A 20,054-nucleotide genomic window follows, 5' to 3' on the forward strand; every position below is an offset into this window, starting at 1 on the left:
AGGCAAAGGGTATGGCGATTACAATAAGCGTTCTTGATCAAAGTCCGATCTATCCGGGAGAGACAGGAGCAGAAGCACTGGCGCGCACGGTATTGCTGGCGCAAAAATCGGAGCAGCTGGGATTCCGGCGGTTCTGGGTGTCGGAGCATCATGATTCCGAGCAGTTGGCAGGCTCCTCGCCTGAAGTATTGATCTCCTATCTGCTGGCAAAGACGGAAACGATCCGTATCGGTTCAGGAGGTGTGATGCTGCAGCATTACAGCCCATATAAGGTAGCTGAGAATTTTAACGTATTAGCTTCCTTGGCTCCAGGACGTGTGGACCTCGGGATCGGGCGTGCGCCGGGAGGTTTGCCGCGCAGTACGCAGGCGCTGCAACGCGGCATTCAGGAGTCGGCATCTTTGACGGACAAAATCGTGGAGCTGGACCAATTTGTGCATAACCGTCTGGAACCGGAACATCCACTGGCCGGGCTGAAAGCAGCGCCGCTTCCGGAGAACCCGCCTGAGCTCTATGTTCTCGGCGCCAGCGTGGGGAGCGCGGAAATTGCAGCCGGGCTGGGCCTTCCATATGTATTTTCCTTATTTATCAATGGGGATGAAGAGGTGGCGCTGGAAGCAATCCGCAGCTACCGCAATACATTTAACCCAGAACATGGCACTCAGTCACAGGTCATCATCGCGCTCGCCGTTGCTGTCGCGGATACCGAAGAGGAGGCTGCTAACCTTGCAGGGGCACAGAAGCTGGTGAAAATTCATCTGGCCAGTGGAAAGACGCTGACGCTCGGCACTCGCGAGCAGGCGGAGGAATTTGGCCGGCAGGCAAATGAGGATTATACGATTGCAGAACAGGAGCCTATTATCACGAAGGGTACCAAAGCGTCCGTGCGTGAGAAGCTTGAGGCACTTCATAAGGCATCCGGTGTGGATGAGTTCATCGTAACCAGCAATATCGCCCCATTCGAAAAACGTCTCCGGTCATTTGAACTGTTGAGTGAAGCATTGGTTGGTGCGGCAGCGGAGGTATGAGGCTTCGTTCAAAAAAAATGTGAAGGAGGATGATGTGATGACTGGTCATCAACTGGAGTCCGTATCCGAAATTGCTCATGAAAAATTCATTCAAATCCGCAGGCATTTGCATCGATATCCGGAGCTGTCGAATGAGGAATTCGAAACGACGAAGTCTATTCGCAGTTGGCTGGAGGAAGGTAATATCCGGATTCTTGATTATCCTTTGGCAACAGGCGTAATCGCTGAGGTCGGAGGTCTCCAGGAAGGCCCAGTTATTGCGCTGCGCGCGGATATCGACGCACTGCCGATCCAGGAAGAGACGGGTCTCGCCTTCGCATCAACGATTACAGGAAAAATGCATGCCTGCGGGCATGATTTTCATACCGCGGCCTTGCTTGGAACAGCGTATGCCTTGAAAGCGCGCGAGAGTGAACTGCAAGGCACCATCAGACTGATATTTCAGCCGGCTGAAGAGAAGGCCAAGGGAGCGAAGCAGGTCATTGACAGTGGAGCGCTCGAAGGGGTGCAGGCGATATTCGGCATGCACAATAAGCCGGATCTGCCTGTGGGGACGATCGGCATTAAAAGTGGTCCGCTGATGGCTGCTGCAGACGGCTTTGTCGTGGAGATTGACGGCAAAGGCTCCCATGCGGCCGTTCCTGAAGCGGGACTCGATCCGATCATAACTGCAGCCCATGTCATTACGGCACTTCAATCCATTGTGAGCCGGAATGTAAGTGCTCTGCAAAGCGCGGTGATCAGTGTGACCCAACTTCACAGCGGAACAGCCTGGAATGTTATTCCAGAAAGGGCCGTACTGGAAGGAACGATCCGGACCTTCGACGATCAGGTACGGCTGCAGGTGCTGGAGCGCTTCAGCCAAGTGGTTGAAGGAGTGAGCACTGGATTGGGTACCCGTGCCGGTGTCTGCTGGATCGAAGGCCCCCCTCCAGTCCATAACGATGAGACGCTCGCGGAGCTGGGGCGTGAGGCTGCTGCCGCTGCCGGACTGCAAGCGGTGGTACCGGTACCTTCGCCGGCCGGCGAAGACTTTGCGGTATACCAGCGAAGCATCCCGGGGCTATTCGTTTTTATGGGAACGGCGGGAACGCAGGAGTGGCATCACCCGGCCTTTACGCTCGATGAGGCTGCGATTCCGGTCAGCATCCGTTTCTTCACGGATCTGGCTGAACGCGCATTAAATCGTCTGCATCCCAGTGGGGGTGAGCGGTCATAACATCCATCAAGAGCTATGATGTCATTATCGTCGGAGCAGGCTCCATGGGGATGAGCGCCGGATATTATCTCGCCAGAGCGGGCGTGCGCACACTGCTGATTGATGCGTTTGATCCGCCGCACCAAGAGGGAAGCCATCATGGTGAACCAAGGCTGATCCGGCATGCCTATAGCGGTCATCCAGTCTATACAGACATGGCTATCCGTGCCCACCAGCTGTGGAATGAAGTGGAAGATTTAACGGAAACTCACCTGCTGGTGCAGTCAGGGGTTCTCAATATAACTGATCCGGATCTGTATTCCTTGTCCAAGCGTATCGTAGAAGCAGCCAAGCATGGGGTTCAAGCGGAAAAGCTGGATGCTGCAGAAATGCGCAGACGCTGGCCTGGCCTTGATATTCCGGAGCATTTCGAAGCCATGTATGAGCCTGCCGCCGGTTATTTGCGGAGTGAGGCGTGTATCCAGGCTTATAGGGCGCTGGCGCTGTTTCACGGAGCGGAGCTGCTGACACATACTGCGGTCACCGGCATTACGGCCCGGAAGGGCAGCGTGATTATCCACACCCGGAATGGTAAGTATCATGGGTCGTGCGCAATTCTGACCGCTGGAGCATGGTTCAGCACGCTTGCCCCGTTTGTTTCACTCCCGGTCAGAGCTGTCCGTAAAGTGGTTGGATGGTTCGAGACGAGTACTCCCGATTTTCAAACGGGAAGATTCCCCGGATTTACACTCAACACTCAGGAAGGCGGATATTACGGTTTTCCGGATATCGGAGGCGCTGGTCTTAAGATCGGCCGGCATGATGCCGGACTTGGTTGGAAGCCGGGGAACCCAGTTCTGCCCTTCGGCAGCTTACAGGAAGATGAAGGGGAGCTGCGTAGCGTACTGGAGAAGTATATGCCGGGAGCTGCTGGCCGGCTCACCAAAGGCGCAGTTTGCAAATATGAGCTTTCGCCGGATGAGGATTTCATTATAGACCGGCATCCGCAATATCCGAATATCCTTGTGGCAGGGGGGTTCTCGGGACATGGTTTCAAATTTTCGAGCGTGGTCGGCGAAATATGCTCGCAGCTTGTCATGGATGAACAGCCGCAGCATGACATCCGTCCGTTTTCGTTATCGCGTTTTGAACAGCAGGCATCACCTGAACCAAGCTTCGCATAAGGAGGAGATAACATGAGTGAGGTTAATTTAGATGCTTTTTTAAATACCCATGGACAGCTGCTGACGGCCATAGACGGACTAAGTGAGGAGCAGGTGAAGTGGAAGCAGGCGCCGGAGGTATGGAGCGTCCAGGAGGTGGTCTCACATCTCGTCGATCACAGCTTTGTCATTTCGTTTCGGATTCGCGATATCCTTGCTGCTGCAACGGCACAGCTGCCAGCCTTTAACCAGGATGCCTGGGTCAGCGGTCAACACTCGAACGAAGGACAGCTCTCGGACATCCTGGATGCCTTCCATGCGATCTTGGAATATAACAGCCTACTGGTGGGGCGTTTGAGCGAGGAAGAATTGGCGAAGACCGGTGTCAATTTTAAAGGTGAGACCGTAAGTGTCAAGACCATCATACAAGGATTTTCCAAACATGTTAAGGGGCATCTTGGTCAAATTGAACGCATTAAAGAGGCTGCTGTTGCGGTATAAAGCACGGACGGCTTAACATATCGGTTTTCCAAATTAAGCTTTCTAAATGGAGCATTTCAGATAAGGAGGATGTTAAACATGGCAAAGCCAAAACAGTTAAAGCTTGGGGCTCTCCTGCATGGAGTTGGCGGAGGAACTTCATTATGGAGGCATCCGGACAGCGATCCGGGCGCGAGTGTGAATTTTGAACTTTACAAGAGCTGGGTTCAAAAGGCCGAGGAGGGCAAGCTGGATCTCATTTTTATTGCAGACGGATTGTATATTAACGAGAAATCCATTCCCCACTTTTTGAACCGCTTCGAACCGATCACCATCCTGAGTGCGCTTGCTGCTGTCAGCAAAAACATCGGCCTTGTCGGCACCTTATCCACTTCGTACAGCGAACCGTTTACGGTCTCCCGTCAGTTCGGCTCACTTGACGTCATCAGCGGCGGCCGCGCCGGCTGGAACATTGTCACTTCTCCGCTGGAAGGCTCCGCGCTGAACTACAGTAAAAAGGAGCATCCGGAACATGACAAACGTTACCGGATCGCGACCGAGTATCTGGAAGTTGCACGCGGCTTATGGGATTCATGGGAGGATGATGCGTTTGTCCGGAATAAGGAGACAGGTGTGTTCTTTGATCCAGAGAAAATGCATGAGCTAAATCATGAGGGTGAATTTTTCTCGGTGAAAGGACCGCTGAATATCGCCAGATCCAAGCAAGGGCAGCCGGTAATTTTCCAGGCAGGCGCATCCGAGGTTGGTAAAAATTATGCTTCGAAAGAAGCGGATGCTATTTTCACGGGAGCCGAGAATCTCGAAGAAGCCATACGTTTTGCACAGGATGTGAAGGCTCGTGCCGCCGACTTTGGCCGGAATCCGAATGAAGTATTGATCTGCCCTGGCATCGGACCCATCATTGGCAGCACCGAGGAAGAAGCGGAACGCAAATATCAGGACGTTGCCAGTCTGGTGACGATTGAGAATGCGCTCAATTACCTGGGCAGATTCTTCGAGCATCATGACTTCTCGCAGTATCCGCTCGATGAACCGTTTCCGGAGCTTGGCGATCTGGGCAAAAACAGCTTCCAGAGCGGTACAGATAAAATCAAGAAGGATGCGAAGGAAAAAGGCTTAACGCTTAGACAAGTCGCAATCCAATCTGCTACGCCGCGCGGGAACTTTATCGGTACAGCGGAGCAGGTGGCAGACCGCATCCAGGAATGGTTCGAGGCCGGAGCGGCTGACGGATTCATGCTTACAGCCTCCGTGCCGCATGGGCTTGAGGATTTCGTGGATCAGGTGGTGCCTATTTTGCAGAAGCGGGGCATTTTCAGAACAGATTATGAGAGCGATACGCTGCGGGGCAATCTTGGATTATCGGTTCCGGAGAACCGTTATGCCAAGTTAGCGGTTCAACCATAAGGAGGAGATTGTGATGAGAAGAATTGCTTTAATCGTAGGAAGTCCGACACACGGGTCCCGATTATTTGGAATGACCCAATACGCTGCAGATCGTCTGGCTCGATCCGGCTTTGACATCGATTTGATTTCAGCTGCTGAACTTCCGGCTGAGGATCTTCTCCGCGCAGACTTTAACAGCCCTGTCATTCAGCAGGCACTTGCCAGCGTGGAGCAGGCAGACGCAGTCATTATTGCCAGTCCCGTTTTTAAGGCCTCGTACTCAGGCGCATTGAAGACCGTTCTCGATCTTATACCCCAAAAGGGGTTTCAAGGGAAAGTGGTGCTGCCTCTCTTTATCGGAGGGACGATTGCACATCTGCTCGCCGTGGACTATGCCTTGAAGCCAGTTGTGTCCGCGCTTGGAGGCACGAATATACTCGGAGGGGTGTTTGCTGTAGACCATTGGATCAGCCGCACGGAACATGGGGGATTTGAGCTTGCCGAGCAGCTGAAGGAGCGTTTGGACACGGCTCTGAACGAGCTTGAGCATGAACTTGAGCATTATATCCCTGTTTCCAGCAACGAGAGAGAGGAGCAGGCGGCAGTTTGAAGTCTGAAGTCTGAAGCATTCCACTTGCCATCTCTTGAACAAGACCACGATCCAGCGGGATCGCGGTTTTTGTGCTGCAAAATAAGGGTGGATCATTCTGACATTCATGACCCTATTTCATCAGAATCAATCAAAGGAGGCTCCATATCATGAAAGTGGCATTGTTCAGTTTAATGATGAATCTCCCCAATGCCGTAACTGGGGAGTCCTGGACGTCGCAGCAAAAATTTCAAAATGTCATCAACCAGGCAGTTCTCGCCGAAAAGCTTGGCTTTGATGCCTATGGTGTGGGAGAGAGGCATGGGGCTCCTTTCTTATCCTCCTCACCACCCATCGTATTGACTGCCATTGCGGCCAGAACCTCCCGCATTCGTCTGTTGACCACGGTTACGGTGCTGAGCGTCCTGGATCCGGTGCGTGTTGCCGAGGATTACGCAACTCTTGATCACCTGTCCGGGGGACGACTGGAAATGAACATCGGAAAGGGCAATGATCCACGGCATTATCCGCTCTTCGGCATTACGGAGGAAGAGCAATGGGATTCCATGGCTGAACGTTACCGGCTGTTAAAGAGGCTTTGGACGGAGGAAAACGTCAACTGGGAAGGGCGCTATCGTTCACCGCTAAACCAGGTGACAACCTTTCCAAGAACGTATCAGTCATCCATACCGATTTGGCATGGCAGCGCGTCAAGCACCCTGTCGACGGAGCTTGCGGCACAGTTTGGGGAGCCTATCTTTTCCTCGAATTCCTTTCATCCGCAGGCGAAGTACAAAGCGCTCATCGATCATTACCGTGAACGACTGGCCTATTACGGGCATGATCCGTCCCAGGCTGTAGTGGGAGCGGGCTCAGGGAGTCTTTACCTGGGAAATACGACTGAGGAGGCGATCCGCCGCTTCAAACCTTACTATCATGCGTTTAGTGCCACAGAGTCGGCTAAGCATAACCAGTCACCGTTTGTAAGTCTGGAGGATACGATCGCGAATGGTCCGGCACTGATTGGCAGTCCAGAGCAGGTCGTCGAGAAGATCCTGAACTATCACGAAGCCTTCGGCCATCAGGTGCTGAGTATCAGCGTTGACGGTCTGACGGAGACGGAGCAGCAGGAGCAGCTGCAGCGTTTTGCCGAGGAATTGCTTCCTGTCCTGAAGCGGGAAATCCCAAGCAAGGTTTGGGAAAAGCCACCCGTTATCGTAAAGGAAGAAATGCGGTAAACTAAACCATGCATTTTAAAAAGCCGCCAAACGGTTACAAGCCACAGATGTCTGCAAAGACTGTCCTGCGCTGCCGCTTGGCGGTTTTTTTATGTTGAGCGGGAACGGATAGATGCACTCTAGCTGTCGCTGGGTTACAATATTTTGTAATATAAGAATATTATTCTTCCATTGACAGAGGTAGGGTTATGAAAAAAATGATCTTGTCCATCGCCATTGTGACTGCCGGTTTGGCCTTTTTTTATATCTTTTTTATAGATGGGACCTACAGGACAGCGGTTCAGGCGATTGAAAAAGCAAGAAACTTGGATGAACCTATTGAAGTTGTCCAAGAACAAAAGAAGGGGGACGGGGATGTTGTCTTTTATCTCCGTTATATCCATCGACGCAATCCAAGACCTGTAATTTCCGTGGATTATACAAGCCGGGCTCTGATGGGCTGGAGGTGGGTTACTGGCGGCGGGCACACTATGATGGAGACAGATGAGGCTATGGCAGAGCAGGAGCGGCTGGATGCGCAGTGGTCGGTGCAGTGGTTGCCGGGTGAGGATGAAACGCCATTTCCCTTGCTCTTCGGTGCTGTCGTGAATCCGGATATTGCATCGGTGACGGTGACGGACGCCAAGACAGCAACAACGGAGACTGCGGTGATGATTGATGCCGGCAAGGATTTGAGAATATGGTACTTATTTGTTGATGAGTCACTAGGAATGGATTTTACATTACATGCGTTGTCTGCGGAGGGCGATGTGTTGAGTACGCAGCAGCTAAACGGCAAGCCTCTCCATACAGGTACTATGGCAAGGGAAGATACATTAAAATGAAAACGGAAGCGAATCTTGCGCTTTGTACTTCTCTTGTCATATGGCCCAGCCATCCGGATATGTGAACCGGCTGAACTTAATGAACGTCTTGCACAGATGGTGTCAGAGCTGGCGGAATATTACCGCTCCCATGAAAAATTGTAGAATGAATTCGAATCAGCAGGTCTCTCGGACTATCCTTGCGGGAGCGGGAGGAGACCGATATAATTAAGGACAAGTTATAGCATGGAATTGAAGCTGAAGGCGAAGGTGGGTCAAGGCATTGAAACAGGTTCAAAACGGGAAACCGTTTGTATATACCTCCCATAGTCCTCAGGATACGGAAGCACTCGCAGCGTGGCTGGCGAAAGCGGCAGGACCTGGTACCGTTATCGGTCTGGACGGAGATTTGGGAGCAGGGAAAACGGCATTTTCACAATCATTTGCCAAGCATTTAGGCGTGAAGGCGATCGTTAATAGCCCCACGTTCACGATTATTAAAGAATACGAGGGGCGGCTGCCTTTCTATCATATGGACGTGTACCGGGTGTCGCTTGAAGAGGCGGAGGACCTGGGGCTCGACGAATATTTTTACGGCAGCGGGGTAAGCCTCGTGGAATGGTCACAGATCGTGGGAGAGCTGCTGCCGGAGCCGCATCTGCATCTACAACTTGAAACCACCGGTCCAACCGAGCGGAGAATTACGGTGCAGGGTTACGGAGAGCCTTATGAAGAGTGGTGCAGAAGTCTGATACAGAATGGGGTCTTTACAGAATGAATCAACCACAATCACAGCCGCTTAAGCGGTTTTTGGCGTTGGATACGTCCACGGCATGTCTTGCTTTGGCGGTTATGGAAAATGATAAAGTACTGCATACCATTAAAGCCGCAGGGGAGCGGAATCACTCGGTTCACCTGCTGCCCCTTGTTCAAAAGGGATTGGCGGAAGCCGGTGTGGCATCAAGCGATCTGAACGGTATTGCGGTGGGCATCGGTCCCGGCTCTTATACGGGCACGCGCATTGCCGTTACGGCTGCCAAAACGCTGGCCTGGACCTGGAATATTCCGGTTGCCGGTATTTCCAGTCTGCATGCATTGGCATGGAGCGGACTTCTGAGCGCTGCGGAGAGAGGCACCGGCAAGAATTGGGTGGTTCCTTTAGTGGATGCCAGAAGAGGGCAAGCCTATACGGCACTGTTTCAGGCTAATGGGGATCACATGCCTGTCCGCCATCATGAGGATGCGATCCGCCTGATGGATCATTGGGTGGAAGAAATTGAACATCTATGGACCGAGACGCCTGAGGAAGAGAAGCCGGAGGGCATCTGGTTTGTAGGGGAGATCGGGAATCTAGAAGCTGCAGCAGAACGTCTGCGTCCGATGCTCGGGGACCGGCTTCATATTACAGGATGTGATATGGAGGGTGAACCGGTGGGACGGCTGGGAGCGCAGCATCTAATGCGTGGAGAAATCGATGACGTGCACCGTTTAGTGCCGAATTATACACAGCTGGCGGAAGCTGAGAAGCTCCTGCGGAAGCCGTGAAGGGAGTCTGTCATAACGTCATGGAGCAGGAGTTGTACTTGAATAATGAAGGCCTGACCTTCAGACAAATGGCGCTGGAGGATATTCCGGATGTAATGGTAATCGAGCATGAAGCCTTTACGCTGCCATGGACGGAGGATGCATTTCGAAACGAACTGACCCAGAACCATTTTGCACGTTATATGATTATGCAGTATCTGGGTCAGGCGGTCGGTTATGCGGGAATGTGGACTGTCATCGACGAAGCGCATGTGACCAATATCGCTATTCTGGAGGCATTCCGCGGACGCAAATGGGGGGAACGCCTTCTGCGTGAACTCATGAAAACCGCAGCTCAGCTGGGGATGCAGCGGATGACGCTTGAGGTCAGGGTCACCAATGAAGTAGCGCAAAATTTATATCGGAAGTTGGGATTTAAGCCTGCCGGGCTCCGCAAGGGTTATTATTCGGACAACCAGGAGGATGCCATGATTATGTGGGCGGATCTGCCTGAACGCGGCAGCGCTTATGGCAGTGAGGAAGGAAGCGAAGCATACTGATGAGTGAATTTCAAAATGAACATGAAACCTGCTATATACTGGCGGTGGAGACAAGCTGTGATGAGACTTCCGTTGCTGTTGTGAAGGACGGCAAGGAGGTGCTCAGCAATCTGATCGCCAGCCAGATTGAAACCCATAAAGCCTTTGGCGGTGTTGTGCCGGAGGTCGCCTCACGTAAGCATGTTGAGAATATTACGCTGATGCTGGAAGAAGCCATGAACAAGGCAGGCATCCGCCTTCAGGATATTTCGGCAGTGGCCGTCACACAGGGACCGGGCCTAGTCGGGGCTTTGCTGGTCGGCGTGGTTGCTGCTACCAGTCTGGCCATGGCGCTGAATAAGCCGCTGATCGGTACACACCATATTGCCGGGCATATTTATGCCAACCGTCTGGTGGCGGATATTGAGTATCCGTGCATGGCGCTGGTCGTTTCCGGAGGGCATACGGATCTGGTGTACATGAAGTCTGAGGGCAGCTTCGAGGTCATAGGCCGTACTCGTGACGATGCTGTGGGCGAGGCTTACGACAAAGTCGCCCGTGCTATTGGCTTTCCCTATCCAGGCGGACCGCATGTGGACCGCCTGGCACTGGAGTCAGATGAAGCGATTGATCTTCCGCGTGTGTGGCTTGAACCGGATTCTTACGACTTCAGCTTCAGCGGATTAAAATCCGCGGTACTCAATGTTGTCAATCAGCGCAAAATGCGCGGAGAATCACCGATGGAGGGGGCCATTGCCCGCGGATTCCAGGAGTCTGTCGTTGAGGTGCTTACCACGAAGGCCATCCGGGCAGTCAAGGCCTACGGCGCGAAACAGCTGCTGCTTTGCGGAGGCGTTGCCGCCAACCGGGGTTTGCGCAGAGAGCTGGACCAGCAGTGTCAAAAGGAGGGCATTCCTTTGATCATTCCACCGTTCGAGTATTGTACGGATAATGCGGCCATGATTGGTGCCGCAGCCTATTTGAAGTGGAAGGAACAAAAATTTACGGCCCTCGATATCAAGGCGATGCCGCAATTTTCGCTGGAAGACTGGTCAGTGCAGGAATAAATGATTTCCGAAAAGGGAAGCCTCTTTTTAGAATTACCTATTGACAGCATTTGCCTTAAACTTTATAATCAGTTCAAATTCCAAATGGATATGTTGTAACGCAATGAACAGGAGCAGTAGGAATCCGGGATATTAGAGAGCTGCGGGATGGTGCAACGCAGTCAAAGGAACCTGCAACTCGCCTGGAAGCGGAGCAGTGGAAATACCGGATATTCATTTTCCGGACCGGTTTTGCAACCGGATAGTATACTGCTACGGTCAGCCACCGATAAGAGGCTATTGAGGGGTTTCTTGGATTCCGCCATGGATGAAGAGGAGCAACAAGAGTGGTACCGCGAAGGTGAACAGCCTGTCGTCTCTTGAATGACAAGAGATGGCAGGCTTTTTTGTATTCCAAAACAACAATGATGATTTCATATACGAAACGCGATGAACGGGAGCAGTAAAAGGAATTCTGATCTAAAGAGAGCTGCGGGGTGGTGCGACGCAGTGACAGATCCTTCGAATCTCGCCCGGAAGCGGAGCGGTGGAAACGGAATTTTTTCCGAGTACACCGCATTACGGCTGGCCCCCGTTACAGGGATGCTCCATGATCAGAAGTATAATGATGTGGAGCTCGAGGAGGGTGTTTTCATTCCGGCAAGGACATGGAAGCACCAAAAAGAGTGGTACCGCGGAGGGTGTAAAGCCTGTCGTCTCTTGTTTACAAGAGATGGCGGGCTTTTTGGTTTGTGTGCGGACAGGGATATGACATGAACTGAAGGCATACAGCCTTGCTGCCGGCAGCAGTGGGTGGGTCAACAGGAAGCCGCAAGTCGACGTGTGGTTTCCTAAAAGAAATGTTTTTTCGGCATAGAATTAAGTAGCAGGCGGATCGGCAGTTATCGCAGCGGTCAGTAGGCTTGAAGCCAAGAATTAAGTAGTATTGCTATTCCGAACCGAATATATAAAAAAGATAATCCAAGGAGGACTTTCCCATGACCGATAAATCAAGAATTCAAATCTTCGATACCACACTGAGAGACGGAGAACAGGCGCCAGGTGCAAGCATTAAACCGGAGCAAAAGATTGCTTTGGCATCCAAGCTGATTGAGCTGGGGATCGACGTCATTGAACCTGGTTTTCCCATTTCGAGCCCGGGTGAGTTTGCCGCGGTACAGGAAATCTCACGCCGGTTCCAGCAGGTAGAGATCTGCGGCTTCGCCCGTGCGGTCAAAGGGGATATTGAATCTGCCGTTAAAGCAACCCAGGATGCTGCGCGCCGGCGTATCCATCTGTTTATTTCATCCTCGGATATTCACCTGCAGCATCAAATGCGAAAAACACGCAAGGAGGCCGTAGCCCTTGCACGCGAGATGACAGCTTACGCCAGACAATTCTCGGATGTCGTTGAATTTACGGCTATGGATGCGACACGTACACGAATCGAGGATCTGATCGAAATGGTGGAGGTCGCGATCGAAGAGGGAGCCTCGATCATCAATCTTCCGGATACGGTTGGCTACGCGCTGCCGCAGGAATATGGAGACATGTTCCGCCGTGTCCGCGATGAAGCCAGAGGAGGCAAGTCCGTTCAGTACAGCGCTCACTGCCATAATGACTTGGGTCTTGCTGTGGCTAACAGTCTGGCTGCCATTCAAAATGGAGCATCCCAGGTGGAAGTGACCGTAAACGGAATTGGCGAACGAACGGGCAATGCTGCCTTGGAGGAGCTGGTCATGGCGCTGGAGACGAGAGGCGACGCACTGGGCTATACGACAGGAATCGCAATCGAAAAGCTATATGAAACTTCCCGGATGATCAGCGGGGCTATGCATTTTCCGATGGCGTATAACAAGCCTATCGTTGGCCGCAACGCCTTCCAGCATGAATCCGGTATCCACCAGGATGGTCTGCTGAAAGACCGAAGTACTTACGAAATTATGAATCCGGAGAAAATGGGAATTCCACGCAGCATGATTATTCTGGGCAAGCATTCCGGCCGTCATGCTCTTCGTGACCGTCTGGCCCGTTATGGCATTGAAATCCAAGGTGAAGAGCTGAATCAGTTCTACAATGTATTTAAAGAAGCGGCAGATCAATTGAAAGTGGTCAGTGATAATCAGCTGCTGCAGATGGTCAGCCAATCGCTGGGCAAACCCACTCAAGTATATGAGCTGGGAGATGTTCAGGTCGTGGCGGGCAGTGCTTCCAACCGTGTGGCGGCAGTGACTCTGCGTCATCTTCATGAGAACCGGGAGACCTCGCACTCGAGCATGGGTAATGGACCGCTTGAAGCGGTTATTGCAGCGATCAGCCAAGGTATTGACGCAGAGATTACATTTGGTGATCTTGAGCTGCACTCCTTAAGCGGTGGCGAGGATGCCCATGCCGAAGCAGCGGTCAGTGTTGAACGGAAGGGAAAAACCTACCGGGGGACAGCCGTACACCATGATATTGTCATGGCAGCCGGTCTGGCGTATGTAGCAGCCTGTAACAGCGCCGTTTTGTCAGCAGAGGATGAGGGAAAGCCGCTGCAAGTTAATTAATCATAAGCAGCTTCTGCATTACGGCAGCCGTAGTGCCCGTTACTTGAGTGAAAGTACGGGCCTTTTTTTATGGGAAGATCGGGAGGTCAAGAACTGCTATTCTTACAGCATTCGACATTCTTTTTGTCAAGATGTGGACAATGTTATCCACATATTCAACCAAATTTGTGTACAAAATCATGTTTAATGCGCAATCCGTTGGTTTATAAGGGTTTTGAAAACGGGGATAGTGTTTTCATTTTCACGAAGCAAAAACTGTGGATAATGTGGATAATTTGGTGGATAAAAGTGGATGATGCAAAAAAACTTAATTTATTCAATAAAAAATGGCCCAAAGGGCCATTTTCTTGACTAAGTTATGCACTTTTTATGTGGATAAGATTGTGTACAAACATTTTCCTTTGAAATTAAAAAAGTTTTGTGAATTTGACAAAATACGTTTTCTTGATCTCAAAGACCTATATTGCAAGACCAAAGTCCGGATTAATCGCTAACGAGCGTCTCCCATTCGGCGAAGATCTCATCAAGCTGTGTTTTCTTGGCCTCTTGATCCTGCTGATGCTTTTGCAGGGCCATGTAATCCTGGAATACCTCTGGCTTAGTCATTTCAGTTTCAAGTTCAGCGATGGTGCTTTCCAGCTCTTGAATTTGTTCCTCCAATGCGGCAAGTCTGCGTTGGCGGTTTCGTTCCTCGCGTTTCGCCTGCTTGTCGGCTTCAAAGGAGTTGACGCCCGCTTTCTCGGCTGCATCGGCAGAATTCTCTGGTTTCGACACACTGCCGCCTGCAGCTTCAAGCGCCTCCTGTGTCAATTCCTCAAGTTCCTGCTTTTTGGCGGTATAATCGTCATAATTCCCCAGGAAATGCTCAACGCCTTGCGGATGAAGCTCGATGATCCGTTCGGCCATTTTATTGAGAAAATAACGGTCATGCGAGATGAACAGAAGGGTCCCCTCGTAATCAATCAGTGCGGACTCGAGCACCTCTTTGCTGTATAGATCGAGATGGTTGGTAGGTTCGTCAAGAATTAGCATGTTGGCTTCCAGCAGCATCAGCTTGGCGAGTGCGACACGCGCTTTTTCGCCGCCGCTGAGCGCAGCGATTTTTTTCAGAACATCCTCACCGCTGAACAGGAAGTTACCCAGCACAGTACGGATCCTGGCTTCTTCCATATGCGGATACTCGCTCCATAGCTCCTCCAATACCGTATTGGCGGGATTCAGGTTTGTCTGTTCCTGATCATAATAGCCAAGCTTAACCTTCGTTCCCCAATGGATCGATCCAGACTCTTGCCGGAAGCTTCCGATCAGGCATTTAAGCAGCGTCGATTTGCCGATACCGTTTGGACCGATCAGGGCAACGGTTTCTCCGCGGTGCAGATCAAATGATACCTTTGAAAACAGCCTCTTGGGAGGGGAGAAGGAAACAGCGAGATCCTTAACTTGCAGCACATCTTTACCGGTCATATATTCCACGCCAAAGGAAAAGACGGCCTTTTTCAAATCCCCCATGGGTTTGTCCAAACGATCCATCTTGTCGAGGGCTTTCCGGCGGCTTTGTGCCCGCTTGGTGGTAGAGGCCCGGACGATGTTTTTTTGTACAAAATCCTCCAGCCGTGCAATTTCATCCTGCTGTTTCTCGTACTGCTTCATTGCCGATTCAAATTCAGCAGCTTTAAGATCAATATAACGGCTGTAATTTCCGGTGTAACGCTTCGATTGGTGGCGCTCGATTTCAACGATGGTAGTCACAAGCCGATCCAGGAAGTAGCGGTCATGAGAAACGACCAGTATGGCTCCGGAATAGGACCGCAAGTAATCCTCCAGCCAGGTTAAAGTCGCAATATCAAGATGGTTGGTCGGTTCGTCCAGCATGAGCAGATCTGGAGCCAGCAGCAGGATTCGCGCCAGAGCCAGGCGTGTTTTTTGACCGCCACTGAGAGTGGATATCGGGGTATCCGGAGCAAAGCTGCCGAACCCCATGCCATGAAGGACGCTGCGAATGCGGGTCTCCATTTCGTAACCGCCATGGTCCTTGAACCAATCGGAACGGATGGCGTAACGGTCGAGCAGTTCCTGATATTTTTTCGGATTATCCATTTGGGAAGGATCCGCGATTTGCTGTTCGAGAAGACGCAGTTCTTTTTCTGTTTCAATTAAAGGGGAAAATACGTCCAGCATTTCTTCCCAGATCGTGCGGTTAGATTGAAGACCGCTGTTCTGGGCGAGATAGCCGATCGTGGTTTCCTTGGATTTATAAATTTGTCCGCCGTCATACGAGATTTCACCTGCGAGAATCTGTAGAAGGGTGGATTTGCCGGCGCCATTGACCCCAACGAGTCCGACACGCTCCCTTTCCAAAATCTGCAGATTGATTCCCTCGAGCACGGGCTCTATTCCATATAATTTTCTGATTCCACTTGCTTGAAGCAGCATGAGCTGATTAACCTCCATCTATATGGAATTGAAATCAATATAAAGAAGCTTGAATCAATTCCGTCGATATATAATGAATAAATTCTGATCACCTTAATAATCCCAGTTTACATGAAATACGAAGAATTCGCGACTTGAAGGGCAGGACTTCAGACCAATCTTGGCGAAAATGGAGCAACAGTGGTAAACTAAGAGCAAAATGAACCTGCGGGTTTTGCAAAAGTTCATGAAGCGGCTGAATACATGCTATATGTAGATCTATACGGTGTGAAGATTCCATATATGGCTCCATGATGAAAATGAAATGAAATTTATGAAAATTCGAAAGTTTACTTTTTAAGGGAAGGCAGCTGTTTTTAAACGATGAACGGCGAAAATTCCACAATTCAGGAAATAAAAGCAGAGCTTCGTACTCGAATGGCTCAGGTTCGCAGCGGTATCTCGGCTGAGCAGCACCGGGACTTTTCTCGGATTGCATGCGGTCAGGCGGTCTCATGGCTGAAGAAGGAAAATATGCGCAGCATACTGATCTATGTCTCTTTCAGCAGTGAACTGGATACGAAACCACTCATTGAAGAGGCATGGCAGACAGGCATTGAAGTGTATGTTCCCCGCTGTCGGCGGGAGGATTGCTCAATGACACTTCATTCGCTGAAGAACTGGGACGAGCTGAAATCAGGATCGTACGGCATTCTGGAGCCGGATCCGGAGCATTCCCCGGCTGTGCCGGAAGAATTTATCCCGGAGGCAGTTTTTGTGCCGGGAATCGCTTTTGACATGGCGGGAGGAAGATTGGGGTATGGGGGCGGCTACTACGACCGGTTGTATGAGCGCTTTTCGGCCCAAAGGGGGCATGGAAAGCTTCCGGTATGGGCCGGCATCGGTTTTGGTGTTCAGGTGGTAGAGCAGGTTCCCATGGAAAAGACAGATGCACGTCTTCAGGTTCTGATTACGGAGCAAGTTGTGTATGAATTCAAGGAGGTTGAAGATGGAACTGACGCATTTTAATGAACAGGGCAGAGCCAAAATGGTGGATGTTTCAGACAAGGAGGTCACATCACGCACGGCCGTTGCGCAAACGATGGTGAAGATGGCCCCGGAAACACTCTCCCGAATTAAGGAAGGAAAAATAGGCAAAGGCGACGTGCTTGCCGTGGCTTCGGTGGCGGGGGTGATGGCTGCCAAAAAAACATCCGACTGGATTCCGATGTGCCATCCGCTTCCGCTGACGGGAATTAACATCCATTTTGCGGATAACGGACATGATGAGCTTTATATAGAAGGAACCGTGAAAACAACCGGCAAGACTGGCGTAGAGATGGAGGCTTTAACGGCCGTTTCCGCCGCAGCCTTGACCGTCTATGATATGTGCAAAGCGCTGCAAAAGGACATGATTATCGGACCGACCATGCTGAAGTCCAAGACTGGTGGAAAAAGCGGGGATTATCAGCGCGAGTCATAGGAGTCTTTTGTTAAAAAGATGCGAAGGAGGAGGGGTGATCTCATGGTGTGGAAAACAGCGATCTTAACGGCAAGCGATAAAGGATCAAGAGGTGAGCGTGAAGATACAAGCGCCCAGGTCATCCGGGAGCTGGTGGAGGAGGAACTCGGCGGGGAGATTGTGGAGTACCGGATTGTACCCGACGAACAGGATGATATTATCGCATCACTCATTGAACTCACGGATTATTTTCAAGCGGATCTGGTACTGACAACGGGAGGAACGGAGCTGGCGATACGGGATGTTACACCGGAAGCGACAAGGCGGGTGATCGAACGTGAAGTGCCGGGTATGGCCGAAGCGATGAGGGCGACAGTCATGCAAAAGAACCGGGGGGCGATGCTGTTCAGAGGCATATGCGGCATTCGCGGCCGGACGCTGATCGTCAATTTGCCCGGAACACCCAAAGGAGTGCATGAGAACCTGGCTGCCATTATGGACCAGCTGCCGGAGGCGCTCTTGATGGTTACGGGACAGTTCCGCCAATAACCAGAAAATTCCGTTCTATTTCCAAAATTGTCACACTTATTTGATATTGTTGTGATTTGAGTTATGGTATGATGTCTTTGTGGCAAAACTTTGTCTAAACCGTGGTCGTAATGTCTTTTTAACTACAACTTTGATTCTCTTTCCTCAATAAATCGAAGAGCGGCATATCGCTTTAGTTTTAGCGAGTAAAGTACAGAGAGGAGAATTCGATATGCTGAGTAGTATTGGCGTACCGGGAATTATTTTGCTGGTGATTTTGGCGCTGCTGTTATTCGGACCGAACAAGCTCCCTGAGCTCGGACGTGCTGTTGGTCGTACCTTCCGTGAGTTCAAGGACGGAGCCCGTGATATTATTGGTGAAGATGATCAATCTTCCCGTACAAGCGAACCGGCAAGGCCGCTCGCTGCCGCTCCAAGTGAAGTGCAAGCCGCAGCTCCGGCTGCTGCACAGAGCACTGCTGACAATAAACGTCTTCCAGAATAATTTGGTTTGAAAGAGAAGACTTTGGAATCCCTTCCGTGCGGGGAGGGATTTTGTTTTGTCCGCAGGGCAGAAGAGATAGGATGGTGACAGCATGTCTGATATACAGGAAGAAATGTCGATCGTTGATCATCTTGGAGAATTGCGTAAGCGCATTATCATTATTCTGGTCGTTCTTTTGCTGGGCCTGATCATCGGCCTGGTCTGCGCCAATCCCATTTATAAGTATCTGATCAGTGTGGACTCGGCCAAAGACTTCCAGCTTCATGCATTTGCGTTCTGGGACGGCATCGGCATATATATGAAAATTGCGATGGTTGTTGCGCTGGTATTAACCATCCCGTTTACGGCGTACCAGCTGTGGGCGTTTGTCAGCCCCGGACTCCGTGAAATCGAGCGTAAAGCGGCGCTCCACTATGTTCCGTATTTATTGATTTTATTTTTAATCGGCATTGCATTCGGTTACTACGTGGTATTTCCGATGGCACTCGGCTTTACGACAACGATCACTAAAAATATGGGGCTCACAGAAACCTACGGCATTTCTCAGTATTTCAACTTTATGTTTACACTGGTATTGCCGATTGCGCTGCTGTTTGAGCTTCCGCTTATCGTGATGTTCATGACCAAGCTCAGAATTCTAAATCCGCGCAGGCTGCGGAAGATGCGCAAGGTTTCCTATTTTGCGTTGGTGTTCATCGCGGTAGTCATTACGCCGCCGGATTTTATCTCGGATTTTCTGGTAACCATCCCGCTGCTGCTATTGTATGAATTCAGTGTATACTTGTCATCGGTAATATACCGGAAACAGCTCGCGGCCGATGAGGCTGCCGAAGAGAAATACAAGTTTCCTGCGAACATGGAATAACATCATTGAATCGCACAGGATGAGCTTCATCCTTGCAATGAAAAGAGCATTCTTCTCTACCCGGGGAAGACTGCTTTTTTGTTGTTTCAGAGATTCATTCTTCTAAATTTTATCCCGTTTCCCCGGCATATTTTAAAATCCGCTGGATAGAATGATGGAGTATGAGTAACGGGGCTTCTTCAAGTGGTGAAGGACAAGCTCTGGTTAATTGAGTGAAAATGTGTGAGTTTCTTTGAAAAATGCATCAAGAGGACTTGAAATCTGTGCCCAAGTTGAGTATCATAAAAGTGGTTGTTAGCACTAGAGGCTGTCGAGTGCTAATACATAACGACAACATCGCCGTTACTGGAATACAACATATTAACAAGGAGGCTATTTTTCATGATCAAACCTTTAGGTGACCGCGTATTGGTAGAACCGATCGAACAAGAGGAAACGACTTCATTCGGGATTGTCCTTCCGGACTCTGCAAAAGAGAAGCCGCAAGAAGGTAAAATTATTGCTGTTGGCGGCGGAGCTGTAAAAGACGGAGTTCGCGTTCCTTTGGAAGTAAAAGAAGGCGACCGTGTTCTTTTCTCCAAATATGCCGGAACAGAAATCAAGTATGAAGGTAAAGAATATCTGATTATGAAAGAAAGCGACATTCACGCAATCGTAGGCTAAGGCCTGAACATAGGAACCACAGAATTGAGAAACTATTTTTTTGGGAGGTTTTTAT

At 50.7% G+C, this 20,054-nt stretch carries 20 protein-coding genes and 1 other annotated feature; of the genes, 19 read left to right on the forward strand and 1 reads right to left on the reverse strand.

Going from position 1 to position 20,054, the window contains the following annotated elements; translation table 11 throughout:
* Positions 1–11 precede the first annotated feature (11 nt).
* The 13 genes from E6W40_RS00675 to E6W40_RS00740 all read left to right on the forward strand — a co-directional run bounded on the left by E6W40_RS00675 (position 12) and on the right by E6W40_RS00740 (position 13,564).
* A complete protein-coding gene (locus tag E6W40_RS00675; RefSeq protein WP_136603719.1) occupies positions 12–1,028 on the forward strand; it encodes an LLM class flavin-dependent oxidoreductase in 1,017 nt (338 codons plus the stop codon).
* Between the two features lie 37 nt (positions 1,029–1,065).
* The gene (locus E6W40_RS00680; RefSeq protein WP_136603720.1) at positions 1,066–2,247 is read left to right on the forward strand and encodes a M20 peptidase aminoacylase family protein; all 1,182 of its coding nucleotides are present in this window, start codon (positions 1,066–1,068) and stop codon (positions 2,245–2,247) included.
* A complete protein-coding gene (solA, locus tag E6W40_RS00685) occupies positions 2,244–3,410 on the forward strand; it encodes an N-methyl-L-tryptophan oxidase (protein ID WP_136603721.1) in 1,167 nt (388 codons plus the stop codon). Before E6W40_RS00680 ends, solA begins: the two co-directional genes overlap by 4 nt.
* Before the next feature lie 12 nt (positions 3,411–3,422).
* Positions 3,423–3,890, forward strand: coding sequence for a DinB family protein (locus tag E6W40_RS00690; protein WP_136603722.1), 468 nt, complete (start codon positions 3,423–3,425; stop codon positions 3,888–3,890).
* 78 nt (positions 3,891–3,968) lie between these two features.
* Positions 3,969–5,297 (forward strand): LLM class flavin-dependent oxidoreductase, encoded by a 1,329-nt coding sequence (locus E6W40_RS00695; protein WP_136603723.1) that lies wholly within the window; start codon positions 3,969–3,971, stop codon positions 5,295–5,297.
* A gap of 13 nt (positions 5,298–5,310) precedes the next feature.
* A complete protein-coding gene (gene ssuE / locus E6W40_RS00700) occupies positions 5,311–5,886 on the forward strand; it encodes an NADPH-dependent FMN reductase (protein WP_136603724.1) in 576 nt (191 codons plus the stop codon).
* A 149-nt stretch (positions 5,887–6,035) separates the two neighbouring features.
* On the forward strand, positions 6,036–7,103 hold the full coding sequence (locus E6W40_RS00705; RefSeq protein ID WP_136603725.1) for an LLM class flavin-dependent oxidoreductase: 1,068 nt from the start codon (positions 6,036–6,038) through the stop codon (positions 7,101–7,103).
* Between the two features lie 188 nt (positions 7,104–7,291).
* Entirely contained in the window at positions 7,292–7,927 is a 636-nt protein-coding gene (locus E6W40_RS00710) for a hypothetical protein (RefSeq protein WP_136603726.1), read from the forward strand.
* Between the two features lie 262 nt (positions 7,928–8,189).
* Positions 8,190–8,684, forward strand: coding sequence for a tRNA (adenosine(37)-N6)-threonylcarbamoyltransferase complex ATPase subunit type 1 TsaE (tsaE, locus tag E6W40_RS00715; protein WP_136603727.1), 495 nt, complete (start codon positions 8,190–8,192; stop codon positions 8,682–8,684).
* Positions 8,681–9,451 (forward strand): tRNA (adenosine(37)-N6)-threonylcarbamoyltransferase complex dimerization subunit type 1 TsaB, encoded by a 771-nt coding sequence (gene tsaB / locus E6W40_RS00720; RefSeq protein ID WP_136603728.1) that lies wholly within the window; start codon positions 8,681–8,683, stop codon positions 9,449–9,451. The genes tsaE and tsaB overlap by 4 nt, the downstream gene beginning before the upstream one ends.
* A 20-nt stretch (positions 9,452–9,471) precedes the next feature.
* Positions 9,472–9,990, forward strand: a complete 519-nt coding sequence (gene rimI / locus E6W40_RS00725) for a ribosomal protein S18-alanine N-acetyltransferase (protein WP_136606762.1) — start codon at positions 9,472–9,474, stop codon at positions 9,988–9,990.
* On the forward strand, positions 9,990–11,036 hold the full coding sequence (gene tsaD, locus E6W40_RS00730) for a tRNA (adenosine(37)-N6)-threonylcarbamoyltransferase complex transferase subunit TsaD (protein ID WP_136603729.1): 1,047 nt from the start codon (positions 9,990–9,992) through the stop codon (positions 11,034–11,036). Before rimI ends, tsaD begins: the two co-directional genes overlap by 1 nt.
* Positions 11,037–11,456: 420 nt before the next feature.
* Positions 11,457–11,739: a binding site (T-box leader), on the forward strand.
* Positions 11,740–12,013: 274 nt separating this feature from the next.
* On the forward strand, positions 12,014–13,564 hold the full coding sequence (locus tag E6W40_RS00740) for a 2-isopropylmalate synthase (protein WP_136603731.1): 1,551 nt from the start codon (positions 12,014–12,016) through the stop codon (positions 13,562–13,564).
* A gap of 483 nt (positions 13,565–14,047) precedes the next feature.
* Here E6W40_RS00740 and E6W40_RS00745 read toward each other — a convergent pair whose 3' ends face one another.
* Positions 14,048–15,997, reverse strand: coding sequence for an ABC-F family ATP-binding cassette domain-containing protein (locus E6W40_RS00745; RefSeq protein WP_136603732.1), 1,950 nt, complete (start codon positions 15,995–15,997; stop codon positions 14,048–14,050).
* Between the two features lie 363 nt (positions 15,998–16,360).
* On the opposite strand from E6W40_RS00745, the gene E6W40_RS00750 reads away from it, so the two are divergent.
* From E6W40_RS00750 to groES, 6 genes are all read left to right on the forward strand, one after another.
* Positions 16,361–17,005 carry a 5-formyltetrahydrofolate cyclo-ligase gene (locus E6W40_RS00750; RefSeq protein ID WP_136603733.1) on the forward strand — a complete coding sequence of 215 codons (645 nt, stop codon included), beginning with the start codon at positions 16,361–16,363 and terminating at the stop codon, positions 17,003–17,005.
* The gene (gene moaC, locus E6W40_RS00755; protein WP_136603734.1) at positions 16,986–17,459 is read left to right on the forward strand and encodes a cyclic pyranopterin monophosphate synthase MoaC; all 474 of its coding nucleotides are present in this window, start codon (positions 16,986–16,988) and stop codon (positions 17,457–17,459) included. Before E6W40_RS00750 ends, moaC begins: the two co-directional genes overlap by 20 nt.
* A 42-nt stretch (positions 17,460–17,501) precedes the next feature.
* On the forward strand, positions 17,502–17,987 hold the full coding sequence (locus E6W40_RS00760) for a MogA/MoaB family molybdenum cofactor biosynthesis protein (RefSeq protein WP_136603735.1): 486 nt from the start codon (positions 17,502–17,504) through the stop codon (positions 17,985–17,987).
* 214 nt (positions 17,988–18,201) lie between these two features.
* Positions 18,202–18,471: a twin-arginine translocase TatA/TatE family subunit gene (locus tag E6W40_RS00765; protein ID WP_136606763.1), complete on the forward strand. Its 270-nt coding sequence runs from the start codon at positions 18,202–18,204 to the stop codon at positions 18,469–18,471.
* A gap of 91 nt (positions 18,472–18,562) precedes the next feature.
* Positions 18,563–19,336, forward strand: coding sequence for a twin-arginine translocase subunit TatC (gene tatC / locus E6W40_RS00770; protein WP_136603736.1), 774 nt, complete (start codon positions 18,563–18,565; stop codon positions 19,334–19,336).
* Between the two features lie 381 nt (positions 19,337–19,717).
* A complete protein-coding gene (gene groES / locus E6W40_RS00775) occupies positions 19,718–19,999 on the forward strand; it encodes a co-chaperone GroES (RefSeq protein ID WP_136603737.1) in 282 nt (93 codons plus the stop codon).
* Positions 20,000–20,054 lie beyond the last annotated feature (55 nt).

The organism is Paenibacillus dokdonensis (genome assembly GCF_004916975.1).
Classification (GTDB): Bacteria; Bacillota; Bacilli; order Paenibacillales; family Paenibacillaceae; genus Paenibacillus_AQ; species Paenibacillus_AQ dokdonensis.

What these genes read in the sequence shown, in the direction of transcription:
- E6W40_RS00675 (WP_136603719.1), top strand. Translation starts at nt 12, where the DNA reads ATGGCGATTACAATAAGCGTTCTTGATCAAAGTCCGATCTATCCGGGA.
- E6W40_RS00680 (WP_136603720.1), top strand. Translation starts at nt 1,066, where the DNA reads ATGACTGGTCATCAACTGGAGTCCGTATCCGAAATTGCTCATGAAAAA.
- E6W40_RS00690 (WP_136603722.1), top strand. Translation starts at nt 3,423, where the DNA reads ATGAGTGAGGTTAATTTAGATGCTTTTTTAAATACCCATGGACAGCTG.
- E6W40_RS00695 (WP_136603723.1), top strand. Translation starts at nt 3,969, where the DNA reads ATGGCAAAGCCAAAACAGTTAAAGCTTGGGGCTCTCCTGCATGGAGTT.
- ssuE (WP_136603724.1), top strand. Translation starts at nt 5,311, where the DNA reads ATGAGAAGAATTGCTTTAATCGTAGGAAGTCCGACACACGGGTCCCGA.
- E6W40_RS00705 (WP_136603725.1), top strand. Translation starts at nt 6,036, where the DNA reads ATGAAAGTGGCATTGTTCAGTTTAATGATGAATCTCCCCAATGCCGTA.
- E6W40_RS00710 (WP_136603726.1), top strand. Translation starts at nt 7,292, where the DNA reads ATGAAAAAAATGATCTTGTCCATCGCCATTGTGACTGCCGGTTTGGCC.
- tsaB (WP_136603728.1), top strand. Translation starts at nt 8,681, where the DNA reads ATGAATCAACCACAATCACAGCCGCTTAAGCGGTTTTTGGCGTTGGAT.
- rimI (WP_136606762.1), top strand. Translation starts at nt 9,472, where the DNA reads ATGGAGCAGGAGTTGTACTTGAATAATGAAGGCCTGACCTTCAGACAA.
- tsaD (WP_136603729.1), top strand. Translation starts at nt 9,990, where the DNA reads ATGAGTGAATTTCAAAATGAACATGAAACCTGCTATATACTGGCGGTG.
- E6W40_RS00740 (WP_136603731.1), top strand. Translation starts at nt 12,014, where the DNA reads ATGACCGATAAATCAAGAATTCAAATCTTCGATACCACACTGAGAGAC.
- E6W40_RS00745 (WP_136603732.1), bottom strand. Translation starts at nt 15,997, where the DNA reads ATGCTGCTTCAAGCAAGTGGAATCAGAAAATTATATGGAATAGAGCCC.
- E6W40_RS00750 (WP_136603733.1), top strand. Translation starts at nt 16,361, where the DNA reads ATGAACGGCGAAAATTCCACAATTCAGGAAATAAAAGCAGAGCTTCGT.
- moaC (WP_136603734.1), top strand. Translation starts at nt 16,986, where the DNA reads ATGGAACTGACGCATTTTAATGAACAGGGCAGAGCCAAAATGGTGGAT.
- E6W40_RS00760 (WP_136603735.1), top strand. Translation starts at nt 17,502, where the DNA reads ATGGTGTGGAAAACAGCGATCTTAACGGCAAGCGATAAAGGATCAAGA.
- tatC (WP_136603736.1), top strand. Translation starts at nt 18,563, where the DNA reads ATGTCTGATATACAGGAAGAAATGTCGATCGTTGATCATCTTGGAGAA.
- groES (WP_136603737.1), top strand. Translation starts at nt 19,718, where the DNA reads ATGATCAAACCTTTAGGTGACCGCGTATTGGTAGAACCGATCGAACAA.